The 15776-nt window shown below is 73.2% G+C and carries 13 protein-coding genes; 10 read left to right on the top strand and 3 right to left on the bottom strand.

The window, feature by feature from the left end:
• The first annotated feature begins 121 nt into the window (after nucleotides 1–121).
• From ACZ7GX_RS23720 to ACZ7GX_RS23710, 3 genes are read left to right on the top strand one after another with little or no spacing between them, the layout of a single operon-like run.
• Nucleotides 122–1027 (top strand): glycosyltransferase, encoded by a 906-nt coding sequence (locus ACZ7GX_RS23720; protein WP_498779586.1) that lies wholly within the window; start codon nucleotides 122–124, stop codon nucleotides 1025–1027.
• 9 nt (nucleotides 1028–1036) lie between these two features.
• A complete protein-coding gene (locus tag ACZ7GX_RS23715; protein ID WP_498779585.1) occupies nucleotides 1037–2902 on the top strand; it encodes an ABC transporter ATP-binding protein in 1866 nt (621 codons plus the stop codon).
• On the top strand, nucleotides 2899–4686 hold the full coding sequence (locus ACZ7GX_RS23710; RefSeq protein ID WP_498779583.1) for an ATP-binding cassette domain-containing protein: 1788 nt from the start codon (nucleotides 2899–2901) through the stop codon (nucleotides 4684–4686). The genes ACZ7GX_RS23715 and ACZ7GX_RS23710 overlap by 4 nt, the downstream gene beginning before the upstream one ends.
• Before the next feature lie 9 nt (nucleotides 4687–4695).
• Here ACZ7GX_RS23710 and ACZ7GX_RS23705 read toward each other — a convergent pair whose 3' ends face one another.
• Nucleotides 4696–4995 (bottom strand): ArsR/SmtB family transcription factor, encoded by a 300-nt coding sequence (locus ACZ7GX_RS23705; protein ID WP_498779581.1) that lies wholly within the window; start codon nucleotides 4993–4995, stop codon nucleotides 4696–4698.
• A 61-nt stretch (nucleotides 4996–5056) separates the two neighbouring features.
• Here ACZ7GX_RS23705 and ACZ7GX_RS23700 point away from each other — a divergent pair, with 61 nt between their 5' ends.
• The 3 genes from ACZ7GX_RS23700 (at nucleotide 5057) to ACZ7GX_RS23690 (ending at nucleotide 7899) form a co-directional block, all read left to right on the top strand.
• A complete protein-coding gene (locus ACZ7GX_RS23700; RefSeq protein ID WP_498779721.1) occupies nucleotides 5057–6109 on the top strand; it encodes a flavin-containing monooxygenase in 1053 nt (350 codons plus the stop codon).
• 111 nt (nucleotides 6110–6220) lie between these two features.
• Entirely contained in the window at nucleotides 6221–7645 is a 1425-nt protein-coding gene (locus tag ACZ7GX_RS23695) for a condensation domain-containing protein (protein WP_498779580.1), read from the top strand.
• Nucleotides 7642–7899, top strand: a complete 258-nt coding sequence (locus tag ACZ7GX_RS23690; RefSeq protein ID WP_498779579.1) for an acyl carrier protein — start codon at nucleotides 7642–7644, stop codon at nucleotides 7897–7899. Before ACZ7GX_RS23695 ends, ACZ7GX_RS23690 begins: the two co-directional genes overlap by 4 nt.
• 156 nt (nucleotides 7900–8055) lie before the next feature.
• Here ACZ7GX_RS23690 and ACZ7GX_RS23685 read toward each other — a convergent pair whose 3' ends face one another.
• On the bottom strand, nucleotides 8056–8919 hold the full coding sequence (locus ACZ7GX_RS23685) for an SDR family NAD(P)-dependent oxidoreductase (RefSeq protein WP_498779578.1): 864 nt from the start codon (nucleotides 8917–8919) through the stop codon (nucleotides 8056–8058).
• A 544-nt stretch (nucleotides 8920–9463) separates the two neighbouring features.
• On the opposite strand from ACZ7GX_RS23685, the gene ACZ7GX_RS23680 reads away from it, so the two are divergent.
• The 3 genes from ACZ7GX_RS23680 to ACZ7GX_RS23670 all read left to right on the top strand — a co-directional run bounded on the left by ACZ7GX_RS23680 (nucleotide 9464) and on the right by ACZ7GX_RS23670 (nucleotide 12645).
• On the top strand, nucleotides 9464–11821 hold the full coding sequence (locus ACZ7GX_RS23680; protein ID WP_498779576.1) for a SpoIIE family protein phosphatase: 2358 nt from the start codon (nucleotides 9464–9466) through the stop codon (nucleotides 11819–11821).
• Between the two features lie 82 nt (nucleotides 11822–11903).
• The gene (locus tag ACZ7GX_RS23675; RefSeq protein WP_498779575.1) at nucleotides 11904–12305 is read left to right on the top strand and encodes a four-helix bundle copper-binding protein; all 402 of its coding nucleotides are present in this window, start codon (nucleotides 11904–11906) and stop codon (nucleotides 12303–12305) included.
• Nucleotides 12306–12405: 100 nt separating this feature from the next.
• Entirely contained in the window at nucleotides 12406–12645 is a 240-nt protein-coding gene (locus ACZ7GX_RS23670) for a DUF2795 domain-containing protein (RefSeq protein ID WP_498779574.1), read from the top strand.
• 72 nt (nucleotides 12646–12717) lie between these two features.
• Here the strand turns inward: ACZ7GX_RS23670 and ACZ7GX_RS23665 are convergent, their stop codons facing one another.
• A complete protein-coding gene (locus ACZ7GX_RS23665) occupies nucleotides 12718–13359 on the bottom strand; it encodes a dienelactone hydrolase family protein (protein ID WP_498779572.1) in 642 nt (213 codons plus the stop codon).
• A gap of 353 nt (nucleotides 13360–13712) precedes the next feature.
• Here ACZ7GX_RS23665 and ACZ7GX_RS23660 point away from each other — a divergent pair, with 353 nt between their 5' ends.
• The gene (locus tag ACZ7GX_RS23660; protein WP_498779571.1) at nucleotides 13713–15677 is read left to right on the top strand and encodes an endo-1,4-beta-xylanase; all 1965 of its coding nucleotides are present in this window, start codon (nucleotides 13713–13715) and stop codon (nucleotides 15675–15677) included.
• Nucleotides 15678–15776: the final 99 nt, after the last annotated feature.

Here is a 15776-nt window from a genome sequence, read left to right as displayed (position 1 = left end):
GCTCGGCAGACTTGCGCGGTGATCGGCGGGGACTCGCCCAGGAGAGCGGATCTCCCTCATGGGCCCGCCGGATCCCCTGCCCTCGTCGTACGGGGCGGGACCTCGACAAGGAGAGCCTCTCGTGGGTAGCTCGTTACGCTGCACGGTCATCGTCCCGACCTACAACCGGCGGCGGTTGCTGGAACTGACGCTCGACTCGCTCGCCAAGCAGGACCTGTCCCGTGACCGGTTCGAGGTGTTCGTCGTCGACGACGGTTCCACCGACGACACGGCGGCCGCGGTGCGCGGGTTCGAGGACCGGTTGGACCTCCGGTACTTCTACCAGCCCGACGAGGGGTACCGGGTCGCCGAGGCCCGGAACCTCGGCATCCGGCACGCCACCGGCGAGGTCTGCGTCTTCGTCGACTCCGGGGTGCTGCTGCACTCCGGGAGCCTGAGCGCGCACGCGGCCCGTCACGAGGCGTCCGGGGAACCGTTGGCGCTGAACGGTTACGTGTACTGCTTCAACCTCGACAACGAGGACGCCGACCTGATCCGCAAGGTCGTGGACGTCGAGGACGTCGACGGCTCCATCGCGTCCATGGCGGGCACGGGGGCGTGGCCGGACGTGCGCGAGCCGTTCTACGCCCGGCACTCCGACGACTTCGGCCACCTGCCCGCGCCGTGGCTGATGTACTGGACCTGCCACGCGTCGGCGCGCACGGAGCAGGTGCGCTCGATCGGCATGTACGACGAGGAGCTCCGGCAGTGGGGCGGCGAGGACCTCGACCTCGCCTACCGGCTGCACCGCGACGGCGCCCGGTTCGCCGTGGACCGGGCGGCGAGCGCCATCCACTACCCGCACGAGAAGGACCAGGGCGCGAACACCAAGGCAGCCCTGGAGAACTACCGCTACATCGCGGAGAAGTACCGGACGCCGATCACCCGCCTGCTGGTCGAGGAACCCCGGATCCGCTTCTCGGACTTCAACGACGTCATCGCGGAACGCGGCCTGCCCCGTTGCGCCGACTACCCGACCGCCGGGTAGGTGGCCGGCATGTGGGACGTCGCGCGGGAGCAGTTCGCCGCACGACGGGACATCGCCCGCCTGCTCCCCCGCGCGGGCGGCCCGCTGGTCGCCGCGCAGGTCGGGGTGAACCTGCTGCTGGGCTGCCTCCCGGTGGTGTTCACCGTGGCGACGGCCGTGGTGCTCGGACGCGTGCCGGCGGCCGTGGCCGGCGGGCCGGACTCCGCCGCGTGGGACTCGCTGGTCGCGGTGTTCGGCGTCGCGGCGGGCGCGTTCGTCGCCCGGCAGCTGCTCTCGCCGGTGGAGCGCGCCCTGGGCGAGCTGGTGACGCGCCGGATCGACGGCGGGGTGTTCGACGAGCTGATGGCCGCGTCGCTGCGCAGCCCCGGCCTCGGCCCGCTCGAGGACCAAGAGGCGCTGGACGCGCTGCGCACCGCCGCGCGGGAGGTGGAGTTCGGCGTGCAGAGCCCCGGTCGGGCGGCCACCGGACTGCTCGCGCTGATCGCGCGCTACACCGAGCTCGTCGGCTGCACGGTCGCGGTGGGGGCGGTGTTCTCGTGGCCGGCCGCGGCGGCGCTGGTCGTCACCGTGCTGCTGTTCCGCCACGGCCAGCGCGGCGGGCTGCGCCGGTACGCCAGGACCCGGTCCCTGCTCGCCGCCGACCAGCGGGAGATCGACTACCTGCGGGAGCTGGCCGGCGGCGCCGCCGCGGCCAAGGAGATCAGGGTCTTCGGCCTGGCCGGCTGGTTGCGGCAACGCCTGCGCGACACCCACTACCGCTTCCTCGAACCCCTCTGGGCCGAACGCCGCCGCATCTACCTGTGGCCGTTCGTCCGGTTCTCGGTCGCCGCCCTCGCGGTCACCGGCGTGGTCTTCGCGGTGGTCGGCGCGACGGCGCACGAGCTGACGCTCACCGGGTTCGTCCTCGTCGCGACCGCGACCCTCGGCCTGCTGCGGCTGGCCGAGCACTACCCGGAGGCGGACCTGCCGACCGCGATCGGCATGAGGGCCTACGACGCGGTGCGGCGGTTCGCCGAGCACGTCGACGCGCACGAGGAGGAGCCCGCGGCCGTGCGGCGGCCCGCGGTGCCCGAGCCGGTCGGCGCCATCCGGTTCGAGCGGGTCTGCTTCCGCTACCCCGGGCAGCGGCGCGCGATCTTCGACGGGCTGGACCTGACGATCCCGGTCGGCCGCTGCACGGCCATCGTCGGCGTGAACGGCGCCGGCAAGACCACCCTGGTCAAGCTGCTCGCCAGGCTCTACGAGCCGACCTCGGGCACGATCACGCTCGACGGCGTCGACCTCCGCGCCTTCCCGGTCGACGAGTGGCGCGCCCGGCTCAGCGTGATCTTCCAGGACTTCGTGCGGTACGAGTCGTCCGTCGCCGACAACGTCGGGCTGGGCGCCGTCGGTTCCCTGCACGACCGCGACGCGATCCGCGAAGTGCTCGACGCGGTCGGCCTCGGCAAAGCCGTGGACCGCCTGCCCCTCGGGCTGGACACGCCGCTGGCGCGGCACCTCACCGGCGGAACGGAGCTCTCCGGCGGCCAGTGGCAGCGCGTCGCGCTGGCTCGGGCGTTGTTCGCGCTGCGCCACGGCGCGCGGGTCGTCGTGCTCGACGAACCGACGGCGAGCCTGGACGTGCGCGCGGAGGCCGGCTTCTTCGAGGAGTTCGCCGGCCTGGCCGCCGGCGCGACCACCCTGCTGATCTCCCACCGGTTCTCCACCGTGCGGCACGCCGACCACATCGTCGTCCTGGAGGACGGCCGGGTCGCCGAGCAGGGCGGCCACGCGGAGCTGCTGGCCCTCGACGGGCGCTACGCGGAGCTGTTCCGGTTGCAGGCCGACCGGTTCGTCGGCGCGGCGGGCGCCGTGGTCGAGGGAGTGGCCGGGTGAAGGTCCTCCTGACCGGCGCGTGGACCATGATCGCCACGGCGTGGCGGCTGAACCCGCGCAAGACGGCGCTGGCGGTGGTCCTGATGACGGCCGGCGCCGTCGCCGCTCCGCTGCTGGCCGCCGCGCTCGGGTGGATGACCCGCGAGGTCGTCGCGGGCGAGGTCGGGTCCGCGGTGCTCGCGGGCGTGGCGGTGGCGGTGCTGGCGGTGACGGCGCTGGCCTTCGCGCACTTCGCCCACCTGGCCTACTACGAGCTGTCCGAGCTGGCGGAGCTGGACTTCGACGAGCGCGTGATCGAGGTGGCGAACGCCTCCGCCGGCATCGAGCACCACGAGCGGGCCGAGCACGCCGACACGTGGACCGTGCTGCGGCAGGAGGGCAGGCAGTTCCGGACCGGTCTCGAAGCGCTGCTCAACGGTGTCGGCCTCGTCCTCGCCGTGGTGCTCACCGCCGTCCTGCTCGCCGTGCAGAACCCGCTGCTGTTGCTGCTGCCCGCGGCCGCCGTGCCGCCCCTGCTCGCCGGTCGCCTGGCCGAGCGGGTGCTCGACCGCGCCCGGACGGCGACCGCGGAGCCGACCCGGACCGCGCTCAACCTGTTCCACCTGGCCACGTCCGCCCGCCTGGCCGGCGAGCTGAGGGTGTCCGGGGTGCGGGACGAGCTGCGTGCCCGGCACGGCCGGTTGTGGGAGCAGGCGACGCGAGGGCTGTGGCGCGCGCACCTGACCGCGACGTGGGCCCGCGCGGCGGGGCAGGTCGTCTTCGCGCTCGCCTACGTCGCGGGCGTGCTGCTCGTGGTGCGCGACGCGATAGCCGGCCGGCGCGGCGTCGGCGACGTCGTGCTGGTGATCGTGCTCGCCGCCCAGGTCAACCAGCAGGTCGCCACGGCGGTCACCCTCCTGCAGGACTTGCAGCGGATGGCGGGGGCGTACCGCCGGCTCACGGAGGTCGCCGCGTCGGTGACCGCCGCCGACCCCGCTCCGCCCCGCCACTCCCCGCCGCCGCGGCGGCTGCACGAGGGCATCGACCTCGCCGGGGTGGGCTTCGCCTATCCGGGCGCCGACGTCCCCGTGCTGCGCGACGTCGACCTCCACCTGCCCGCCGGCGCCACCGTCGCGATCGTCGGCGAGAACGGCGCGGGCAAGTCGACCCTGGTCAAGTTGCTCTGCGGGTTCTACCGGCCGACCGAGGGGCGGATCCTGGTCGACGGCGTCGACCTGCGCGCCGTGCCGGTCGACGAGTGGCGCACGCGGATCGCGGCCGGCTTCCAGGACTTCGTCCGCTACGAGTTCGCGGCCCAGCAGGTGGTCGGCCTCGGCGACCTGCCCCGGGTGTCGTCGGAACCGGCCGTCCGCGCGGCCCTGGAGCGCGCCGACGCCACCGGCGTGCTGGACGACCTGCCCGACGGCCTGCGCACCCGGCTGGGCAAGAGCTACGCCGACGGCGCCGAGCTGTCCGGCGGCCAGTGGCAGAAGCTGGCGCTGGGCCGGGCCATGATGCGGGAGGCCCCGCTGCTCCTCGTGCTGGACGAGCCGACGTCCGCGTTGGACCCGGAGGCCGAGCACGTCCTGTTCCAGCGGTACGCCGACCACGCGAGACGGGTCGCCGCCCGCACCGGCGGGATCACCGTCTTCGTGTCCCACCGCTTCTCCACGGTGCGCATGGCCGACCTGATCGTCGTCGTCGGCGGCGGCCGGGTGGTGGAGACCGGCGACCACGCCGCGCTCACCGCCCGCGGTGGCCTCTACGCGGAGCTGTTCGCGCTCCAAGCGAAGGCGTACAGCTGACGCGCCGGCTCAGTCCGGGGGTGGGCAGCAGGTCGCCAGGTACGCCTGGAGCTCGGCGAGCGCGGTGGCGATGCCGGCCGGGTGCGCGCGGTAGTGGACGGTCTTGCCGTCGCGGCGGGCGGTGAGCAGACCGCCTTGGCGCAGCAGGGAGAGCTGCTCGGAGGCGGTGGAGTGGGCGATGCCCGCCCGTGCGGCGACCTCGCCGACGGTGAGCTCGGTGTTGCCCGTGAACGCCAGCATGAGCTGCTGCCTGGTCTCGCTGGCCAGGGCTTTGAGGAAGAGGCGTGAGGTCTCGCCCAGATCGGCCACGGCTCCAGGATCGCAGACGTATCGTCATTTCGCGAATCTCCGATACTATCGGTGTATGTCGATGGATCAGTGGGTCGTGATCGGCGGTGGCCAGTCCGGGTTGGCGGCCGCGTGGGCGGTGAAGGCGGCGGGCGGGCGGCCGGTAATCCTGGAGGCGGGGGAGCGGCCGGTGGGGTCGTGGGCCGGCTACTACGACAGCCTGACGCTGTTCTCGCCGGCGCGGTTCAGCTCGTTGCCGGGGTTGGCGTTCGGCGGTGACCCGGAGCGGTACCCGCACCGGGACGAGGTGGTCGACTACCTCGCCCGGTACGCGGAGTGGCTCCAGGTCGACGTCCGCACGGGGTGCCGGGTGGCGAAGGTCGTGGCGGGTGACGGCGGGTTCGAGGTGCTGCTCGCGGACGGTCGGCGGCTCGGCGCGGCCCGGGTGCTCGCGGCGACCGGCGGCTTCGGCACGCCCCACCGGCCGGCGCTGCCGGGGTTGGACCGGTTCACCGGGCCGGTCGTGCACGCGGCGGAGTACCGCGATCCGGCGCCGTTCGAGGGCAAGCGGGTCGTGGTGGTCGGCGCGGGGAACTCCGCGGTGCAGATCGCGGTCGAGCTGGCGTCCCGCGCACGGGTCACGGTGGCGAGCCGGCAGCCGGTGAAGTTCGTGCCGCAGCGCCCACTCGGGCGCGACGTGCACTGGTGGTGGCGGGTGACGGGGGTGGACCGCGCGCCGATCGGGCGGTGGCTGCCTCCGCAGTTCTCCACGCCGGTGCTGGACGCCGGCGCCTACCGGGCCGCGATCGAGGCCGGGCGCCCGGACCGCAGGCCGGTGTTCACCGGTCTGGACGGCGGCACGGTCACGTGGGCCGACGGCCGCCGCGAGCCGGTGGACGCGATCGTGCCGGCCACCGGCTACCGGCCCGGCCTGGGATACCTGGAGGCGATGGGGGCGCTGGACCCCGACGGTCGGCCACTGCACCGTGATGGACTGTCCACAAAGCACCAAGGACTGGGCTACGTGGGCCTGGAATGGCAGCGCACCTTGGCTTCGGCCACCTTGCGCGGCGTCGGCCCTGATGCCCGGCACGTCGTGCGGCGCCTGCGGGGCGGTCGACGTCACCGATCGTGATCACTCGAAAGTGCAAGCCCGTCACGCTCACGAGGGATCGACGCCCGCGGGCCCAGGGTGAAGGCTGTGCCCTTCACCGGCCACCAAAGGGAGCTGATCAAGGGCATGCTGATGACGACGCTCTCTGAGTACCGCGTGCGTCCTGGTCGGCTCAGGGAGTGGTCGCTGGATGATGCGCCCTTTCGGGAAGCGGCACGGTCGGTCGAGCGCGGCACACCCCTGTCCTACAACCAGGAATGGCACCTGAGGTTCGTCTCCTCGCTCGCCGAGCGCGGCGCCTGGGTCCCGCACTGGATGGGGTTCAGGTTCGAGCTGGCCGGGCCGCTGGACGTCGAGGCGTTCCGCGAGACGGTGCGCACGTGGGTGGAGCGGCACGAGACGTTGCGCAGCGGGTTCCACGTGGTGGGGGCCAAGGCGGAGCGCGTCACCGTCGACCCCGCCGCGGTGTCCGTCCAGGACGTGGTCGTCGGCGACTTCGCGAGCGACGACGACCTCCGCGCCTGCCTCCAGCAGCGCATCGACGACGCGACGGGCGCGTTCAGCTGGCCCAGCTACGTGGTGGAGACCGTGGAGCGCGCGGATTCCACCACGGTCGTCGTGGGGATGGACCACGCGCACACCGACGGGCTCTCCATCATGACCGCCGTCGGGGAGTGGCAGGACCTGTACGCCGCCGTGGCCGCCGGGCGCCCGGTCGAGCACCACGGGGTCGGCAGCTACGTGGACTACGGCGTGGCGGAGCGGGCCGCCGCCCGCGAGGTCGACGCCGACCACCCGGCCGTCCGGGAGTGGGCCCGGTTCATCGAGGCCGGTGGTGACCGGCTGCTGCGGTTCCCGCTCGACCTCGGTGTCGCGGACGGCGACGTGCTGCCGCACACGAAGCAGGACGTGCTGCTGCTGGACGCGCTGGAGGCCGACGCGGTCGAGGAGGCGTGCCGCGACGCGGGCGGCGGGTTCCTCGCCGGGCTGCTCTGCGCCCTCGCGGTCGTCGCCCACCAGGTCACGGGCGAGCCGGTCTACCGGACGGTGATGCCGGCGACCACCCGCACCAGGCGGGAGTGGCTGCGGTCGATGGGGTGGTACATCGGCGTGGGCCCGGTCGAGGTCGACCTCGGCGCGGCGGACGGCTTCCTCGACGTGGTGCCCGCCGCGCACGAGTCCGCGAGGAACGCGCTGCGCCTCAGCCGCGTGCCGATCGCGAGGATCGCGGAACTCCTCGGCCTCGAACGGGAATTCGAGCGCCGGATGCCCGAGGTGTTCCCGTTCGTCTCCTTCGCCGACATGCGGGTGGTGCCGGGCATCCGGCACTGGCCGGAGTGGGACGCCCGGCCCCTGATCCGGATGAGCACCAGCGGCAGCAAGGTGAACCTCTGGGCCCACCGCACCGACGAGGGGTTGTGGCTGACCGCCCGCTACCCGGCCACGGCGACGGCGGACGCGAGCGTCGCCGGCTACCTCGACCGGGTCCGCGAGGTGCTCCAGAGCGTGGCGAAGACCGGTGACTACCCGTTGAGGACAGAGGGAGAGACGGCATGAGTTCCGCCCAGGCGATCGTGGGGACCATCCTGGTGGGGCAGTTCAAGATCCGCCCGGAGGACATGACCCCCGAGGCGACCCTGGCCGACCTGGACATCGACTCGCTGACCGTGGTCGAGCTGATCGAGGCCGTCGGCGAGGAGGTGGGTGTCCGGATCAGCGAGCACGAGGTGAGCCAGTGGCACACGATCCCGGACCTGGTGGCCACGGTGGAGGCGAAGCTCGCGCAGCGGTCGGCGGAGGCAGGCCGGTAGCGATGCGGCAGGCCCGTCCGAAGTGGACGGACGGGTGGCCGGCCCAGTCGGCGTGCGGTCCCAGTACGTGACCCCGTCCCACGACGTGCGGCCCCGGGTGCTCGTCAGCCCCCGGACCGCCGTCACGGATGACCCACCGGCGTCGGGCGGGGTCGGTCAGGCTCCCGCCGAGGGCGCCTCGACGGCGCGGTGGCCGTGCGCCTCGGCCGACAGGTCCTGCCAGTCCTCCCACATCTTCAGCCGGGCCGCGTAGGCCTGCTGGATCAGCGGGTAGAAGCCCTGGCCGAAGAGCACCCGCAGGGGTGGCTGGTCGAGGTCGACGATCTTGAGCAACGCCTGGGCGGCGGCGGCCGGGTCGCCGGCGGGTTGCTTCGCCACGAGCCCGGCGAGCCGCCGGCGCAGGCCGTCGTAGACCGGGCTGGTCTCGGCCATGTGCCCGTTGTCCAAGGGGTCGGGGTTCTTGCCGTTCCTGGTGGCGAAGCCGCCGGGCTCGATCACGGTCACCTTGATGCCGAACTCGGCGACCTCCTGGGCGAGGGCCTCGTTGAAGCCCTCGACCGCCCACTTGGACATGTGGTACGCGCCGCCGAGCGGCATCGCGACGAGCCCGGCCGCCGAGGACAACTGGACGATGTGCCCCGAGCCCTGCTCCCGCAGGTAGGGCAGCGCGGCCTGGACGACCCACACCGCGCCGAACAGGTTGGTCTCCAACTGGTCGCGCAGTTCCCGCTCGGTCAGCTCCTCGATCGCGCCGACCTGGGCGTAGCCCGCGTTGTTCACGATGACGTCGAGGCGGCCGAAGTGCTCGTTCGCCCGCTTCACGCCCTCGAAGACGGCGGCCTTGTCGGTCACGTCCATCTCCAGGGGGAGGACCGCGTCGCCGTAGGTGGCGACGAGGTCGTCGAGGGTCGCGGCGTTGCGGGCGGTCGCGACCACCTTGTCGCCGCGCGACAGGGCGGCCTCCGCGAAGTTGCGGCCCAGGCCGCGCGACGAACCGGTGACGAACCAGATCTTGCTCACGATGTCGTTCCGTTCTGTTGCCTTGTGCTGACGCGCATAAGGCACCGGTGACCCCGGTCCTGTGACAGCACGGCGGCGTGACGTGCGCCACAGGGCGCCGGCGGGCGGAGTGGCGCGAACGGAAACCGGCCGGCCCTGCGGGATCCGCGAGCGACGGGCCGGTTGGGGCAGCCTCCGGCCGTGCTGGGGGAGAGCAGCGGCCGGAGGCTGGTTCGAGGGTCGGCGCGGCGGTCGCCTCTCGGCGAGTGGCTCGACGCGGCTCCAGCCGAACGGTGTTCCGCGAAGGCGATGAGTGAGGCCCGGGGGACACGGACCGCACCGACCAGTCCGTACAACGCGCGGGGCGCGATCGGCTGTTCCCGATCCGGAGTGTCCTCCGCCTCACCCGTTCGAGTGGCCAGGCCGCGGTCGGTCCCGGGCGTCGCGGTCGGCGGTCCTGGCGTGGCGGGCGGTGGTCGGTCCCGGGCGCGGCGGGCGGTGGTCCCGGGCGTGGCGGACGGTGGTTCCGCGTCGGTTCGGCTGGCCTTGCGGGGGTGGGCGGGCGATGCTGGACGCGATGGCGGTGCAGCGGGATCCGACCGGTTCTGCGCTGGCCGACCTCGTCGCCCGGCAGCGTGACGAGATCGACCGGCTGAGGTCCGCTGCGCGCAGGCAGGCCGTGGTCGAGCAGGCCAAGGGCGTCCTGGCCGAACGGCTGTCGTGCCGTCCCGACGAGGCGTTCGAGGACATGGTGCGGCTGGCGCAGGCGACGGGCAGCGAAGTGGCCGCCATCGCGGCCGGCGTGCTCGGCGTGCCGCCGCCACCGCCCGCGCCCGGTCTGCCGCCGCCGGCCGGGGACGGCCTGTACGACGCCGCGCGCTACCCGCGGCAGATCGAGATCCCGGAACCCTCGCCGGCGCCGTTGGGCGAACGCACGCCGCAGCCGGTCGCGCTCGCCGCGATCGGCACCGCGGCCGACCCGGAGGAGCTGGCCGAGCTCGTCCGCGAGCACGTCGGCTGCGACGGCGTGCTGGTCTACCTGCTCGAACCCGACGGCGGGCCGCGGCTGGAGGCCGCCGCGAACGTGCCGGCCACCGTGCGGCTGGAGTGGGAACGGGTGCCGTTGCGCCTGAGCACGGGCGTCCTCGCGTCGGTGCGCAGCGGCCTGCCGCAGTGGCTGCCCGACCTGGAGGACGCCCGCCGGCGGCACACCCTGATCGGCGACCCGGAGACGGTGTGGCGGTCGCGGGCGTGGCTGCCGTTCCGGGACCAGACCCGCATCGTCGGCGTGTTCGGGCTGCTGTGGACCGACGAGCACGACTTCACGTCCGAGGAGCAGTGGGAGCTGGAAGTCATGATCGGCGCCGCCGGTTCCACGCTCCTGGCGCTCCAGGGTCCCGACGGCGCGGCGCGGGGCCGCCGCTGGACGCTGTGGGTCCAGCACCTGCTCGACGTGCTGCCGGGCTCGGTGGCGCTGCTCGGCGCGGTGCACGACGCGAACGGCGAGGTGGTCGACTTCCGGTTCGAGGCCGCCAGCCCGGACGCGGTCGACTTCTCCGGCCGCCGGTACCGGCAGCTCGTCGGGCGCAGCATCCTCACCAGCTACCCGACGGTCGCGGGCACCGAGCTGTGGGCGGCGTACTTCCGGGTGCTGCGCACCGGGGTCAGGGAGGTGGTCAGCATCTTCGACTACGAGGAGAACACGCCCGGCCTGCCGCAGCACGGCCGGTACACGTTGACCATCGGCAAGTTCGGCGACGGCCTGATCCTGGCCTGGCACGAGCACGAGGACCCGTTGCAGCTGGAGCGGCTGCGCAGCGTGCAGCGCCTGGGCAACATCGGCTGGGGCGAGTGGAACCTGGTGACCAACGAGATCGACTGGTCCGACCAGCTCTACGTCATCTTCGACCGCGACCCGGCGCTCGGCCCGATGTCGCTGGACGAGATCCGGGCGTCCGTGGTCGCCGAGGACCTGCCGATCCTGCAGAACGCCGTGCGGCGGATGCTGGAGCGCGGCGAGGGCGCCGACTCGGAGCTGCGCCTGCGCGCCGGCGACCAGATCCGGTGCGGGCGGTTCATCGGCGAGCCGGTGCTGGACGTCCAGGGCAGGCCGGTCCGGTTGGACGTGGTGCTGCAGGACGTGACCGCGATGCGGCGGGCGGAGAAGCGGGTGTTCGACCTCAGCGAGCAGTTCGCGCAGGAGCACCAGGTGGCGAACCACCTGCGCTCGGCCGTGCTGCCGTTGCCGAGCCGGCCGCTGGAGCTGCCGGGGATGCGGGTGGTCGTGCGCTACCTGGCGGCCGAGCAGTGGGCCGAGGTCGGCGGCGACTGGTACCACGCGTTCCCGATCGACGACGGCAGCACGCTGCTCGCGATCGGCGACGTGGCCGGCCACGGCCTGGCGACCGCGGCGGCGATGGCGAAGCTGCGGTACGCGTTGACCGGGGCCGCGCTCACCAACCCGGACCCGGCCGGCGTCCTGGACGTGCTCAACCGGATGCTGACCGGCGGCGGTGGCGTGACGCTGGCGTCGGCGGTCGTGGGCCGGTTCGAGCCGACCACGCGCCGGCTGTCGTGGGCGCAGGCGGGCCACCCCGCGCCGCTGTTGCTGCGGGAGGACGACGTGCAGCGGCTCGACCGGCCCATGGGCCCGATCCTGGGCGCGGTGCGGGGAGCGGTGTACGCGACGGCGCGGACGCTCCTGGCGCCCGGCGACACGGTGCTGATGTTCACCGACGGCCTGATCGAGCGTCGGCCGTCCGCCGGCGCCCGCGGTGACGACCTGGAGCGCCTGATGGAGGAGATCCGGGGGTTCGTGGCGGAGCTGGACCCGGCGGAGATGCCCGAGGCGCTGACCTCGCGCCTGGTGCCCGCCACCCCGCTGGACGACACGTGCATCGTGGCGGCCACGATCACCGCCTGACCCGGGCCGCGGCCGGTTGCCGGCGGCCCGACCGGGTACACGTCCTGGTGAGCACGGGGACCGACGACGAGGAGTGGTCCGAGTGAGCACCACGACGATGCTGGAGACCTACCCGGCGGAGATCAACCTCGACCGGCGCAGGCTGGCGAGGACGATCGACGCGCTGATCGAGTGCGCGGAGGCGTGCACGGCGTGCGCCGACGCCTGCCTGAGCGAGAGCTCGGTGGCGGAGCTGACGAAGTGCGTGCGCACGAACCTGGACTGCGCGGACATCTGCGGCACGACCGCGCGCGTGCTGTCCCGGCACACCGGCTACGACGCGAACATCAGCCGGTCGCTGCTGGAGGCGTGCGTGATGGCCTGCAAGTCGTGCGGCGACGAGTGCGGCGCGCACGCGAACGTGCACGAGCACTGCCGCCTGTGCGCCGAGGCGTGCCGGGCGTGCGAACGGGCGTGCCGCGAGCTGCTCGCCACCATGGGCTGAGCCGACCACGACCGCACCGGGGAGTGGGCACGTCCGGCCCGACGTTTCCGGGGGTCGAGCGGGGGTACCGCCCGAGGACGAGGAACGCACGGAGGTGGCGATGACCGCGTACACCACTCGCGAACGGCTGCGGGACTGCCTGAAGGAGATCGACTTCCCGGCGACCAAGGACGAGCTGGTCCTGGCGGCGCGGGAGCGGGGCGACGAGATCACGGCGCGCGCGCTGCGCGCGATCCCGCCGGCGGACTACGCCAACCTGACCGAGGTGGTGGGCTCCGTCCGGTTCGAGGACGACGCCACGCCGGCGGACCCGAGCGTGGCGCGACGGCCGAAGGGGTGATCCCGCCGTGGTCGAGCACGGCGGGCCGGTCGAGGCCTCGCCGAGGCCCGCTGTGCCCTCGACCCGCGCGGTTCAGGGGGCCGGTGGCATCGCCGGTGCGGTGCCGACGTGCCGGTGGAACCACCGCGCGGTCAGCCTGGTCACTCGGTCCAGCGCACCGGGCTCCTCGGCCGGGTGATCCGCGCCCGGCACGACCTCCAGCCGCCCGGTGGAGCGCAACCGCCGCACGGCCTCCCGGTTGAGCGCCGCACCGTCCTCGTCCTGCTCGCCGACGATCAGCAGGGTCGGCGCCAGGACCCGGGTCAGCGCGTCCCCGGCCAGGTCCACCCGCCCGTCCCGGCAGACCACGGCGCGCACGGCGACCGGTCGTTCCGCCGCGGCGAGGAGCGCGACCGCCGCCCCGCCGCCCGCACCGAACAACCCGATCGGGTGGCCGCTGGTCGCCGGCTGGTCGGCGAGCCAGTCCACGACCGCGGCCAGGCGGCCGGCGAGCACGGGCACGTCCGCGGGCCGGTCACCGGCCGGGCGCAGGTCGACCAGCACGGTGGCCAGGTGCTCCCGCTGGAGCGTGCGGGCCACGTGCAGGTCGCCTCGGGGGTGCGGACCGCCGTCGTGCGCGAACACCACCACGCCGCTGCGGCGGGTCGGCATCGAGAGCCGGGCGTCCAGGCGGACCCCGTCCAGCGGGATCGGCACGTCCTCGTCGATGAACACGACTTCCTCCACCCCTTGGCGGCCGGTGCGCGGTCGATCCCTGGTTTGCCACCGGCGACCGGTCGAAACCGGTCGCGGCCGACGTGGTCGGTCGGGCGATGACGTCCCGAGGACGTGCGGCACTCCACCGCGTTCGCGCCCCGACCGGGCCGGTTCGAGCGGTGCCGGGACTGGTCGAGCACCGACCTGGGGCCGTGGGCCGGCGGCTGCGCGATGTGCCGGCGCAGGTTCCGAGCCGACCAAGGCGTTTGGGCTGAACGGCGGCTGGGCGGGGGTCGGCGGGCCTGCCTATAGTCCGGGCGAGATGTTCTGGGAGCGCTCCCAGAACGCGTCCGACGGAAGAGGGATTCTCGATGAGGAGAGTTCTCGCCGGTGTGCTCGCGACCTCGGTCCTGGCCGGCCTGGTCACGTTGGCGGCGCACGCGAGCCCCCGAGCAGCCGCCGACGAACCCGTGGTCGTCGTCTCCAGCACGTTCGACGACGGCACGGCGCAAGGTTGGACGGGCCGGGCGAGCGAGGTGGTCGCGCCGAGCACCGCGGTGGCCCACGGCGGCACGCACAGCCTCGCGGTCACCGGACGTGCCCAGAGCTGGCAGGGTCCGACGCTGAACCTGCTGGAGAAGGTGCAGAAGGGCATCCGCTACGACCTCTCGGTCTGGGTGCGCCTGGCCGCGGGTGAGGCGGCGACGCAGGCCCGCCTGTCCGTCGAACGGCGCACCGCCGGCACCCCGAGCTACGACCAGGTCGTGGGCGACACCGCGGTCACCGCGGACGGCTGGGTCAACCTGCGCGGCAGCTACACCTTGGCCGCCGACGTCGACTTCCTCGGCACGTACGTCGAGCTGGGCAGCGCCACGGCGTCCCTGCACATCGACGACTTCTCCCTCTCCTACACGCCGCTGCCGCCGATCCAGACCGACATCCCGTCGGTGAAGGACGTGCTGGCCGACCACTTCGCCGTGGGCGCCGCCGTGGGGAACGCGGAGCTGCTCAACAACCACGGGCAGCTGCTCGCCAAGCACTTCGACTCGATCACGCCCGGCAACACGTTGAAGTGGGACGCCACCGAGCCCACCGAGGGCACCTTCCGCTTCGCCGACGCGGAGGCCCTCGTCGCCTGGGCGAAGGCCAACGGCGCGGCCGTGCGCGGCCACACGCTGGTGTGGCACCAGCAGACCCCGGCGTGGGTGTTCAAGGACGCGGCGGGCAACGACATGACCGCCACCCCGGAGAACAAGGCGCTGCTGCTGTCCCGGCTGGAGGCCCACATCCGCGGCGTCGTCGGCCACTTCGGCGCGGACATCCCGGTGTGGGACGTGGTCAACGAGGTCATCGACGAGAACCAGGCCGACGGCCTGCGCCGCAGCAAGTGGTTCGAGATCACCGGGTTGGACTACCTGCGCACGGCGTTCCGGGTGGCCCGCGAGGTCGCGCCGAACGCCCGGCTGGTGATCAACGACTACAACACCAACGTCCCGTCGAAGCGCGACAAGCTGCACGACCTGATCGTGAAGCTGCGCGCGGAGGGCGTGCCGATCGACGCGGTGGGCCACCAGATGCACGTCAACGTGCAGTGGCCGTCGTTGGCGGAGACCGAGGCGATGCTGGCCAAGTTCGTGCCGCTCGGCATCGACCAGCAGATCACCGAGATGGACGTCTCGATCTACACCGACAACAGCCAGTCCTACCCCACGCCGCCCGCCGAGGTGCTGCTCGCGCAGGCCTACCGGTACCGGGACTTCTTCGAGCTCTACAAGAAGTACTCGCAGCACATCAGCTCGGTGACGGTGTGGGGCCTGGCGGACGACAACACGTGGCTGGACAGCTTCCCGGTGACCCGCAAGGACCACCCGTTGCTGTTCGACACGCGGTTGCAGGCCAAGGACGCGTACTGGGGCGTGGTGGACCCGAGCAAGATCGGCGGACCCACCAGCACGACCACGACCACGACCACCACCACCACAACAACAACGACCACTACCACCACTACGGTGCCGCCGGCGACGTGCGCGGTCGCTTACACGATCGGTAGCCAGTGGCAGGGCGGTTTCCAGGGCGAGGTCCGGATCACCAACCGGGGCGCCACCGCGATCACCGCGTGGACGCTGGAGTGGTCCTTCCCCGACGGTCAGCGGATCACGCAGCTGTGGGGCGGCGCCCACACCCAGACCGGCGCGGCGGTGAGCGTGCGCCACGCCGGGTGGAACAGCATGATCGCGCCGGGCGGCTCGGTGTCGTTCGGGTTCCTCGGCAGCTGGACCGGCGCCAACGGGAAGCCGACCGCGTTCACGCTGAACGGGGCGCCCTGCCAGAGCTGAGGCGTCAGTCCTCCATAAGCTCTTGATCGTCCGGGACACGATGTTCCGGACGCCCGGGTTGGTGGGGTGTGGCAATCAGTCCTCTGCCGTTGGATGGCT

The sequence above is a fragment of the Actinosynnema sp. NPDC037264 genome (assembly GCF_055603705.1).
This window is presented reverse-complemented; position numbering and strand designations above follow the sequence as displayed.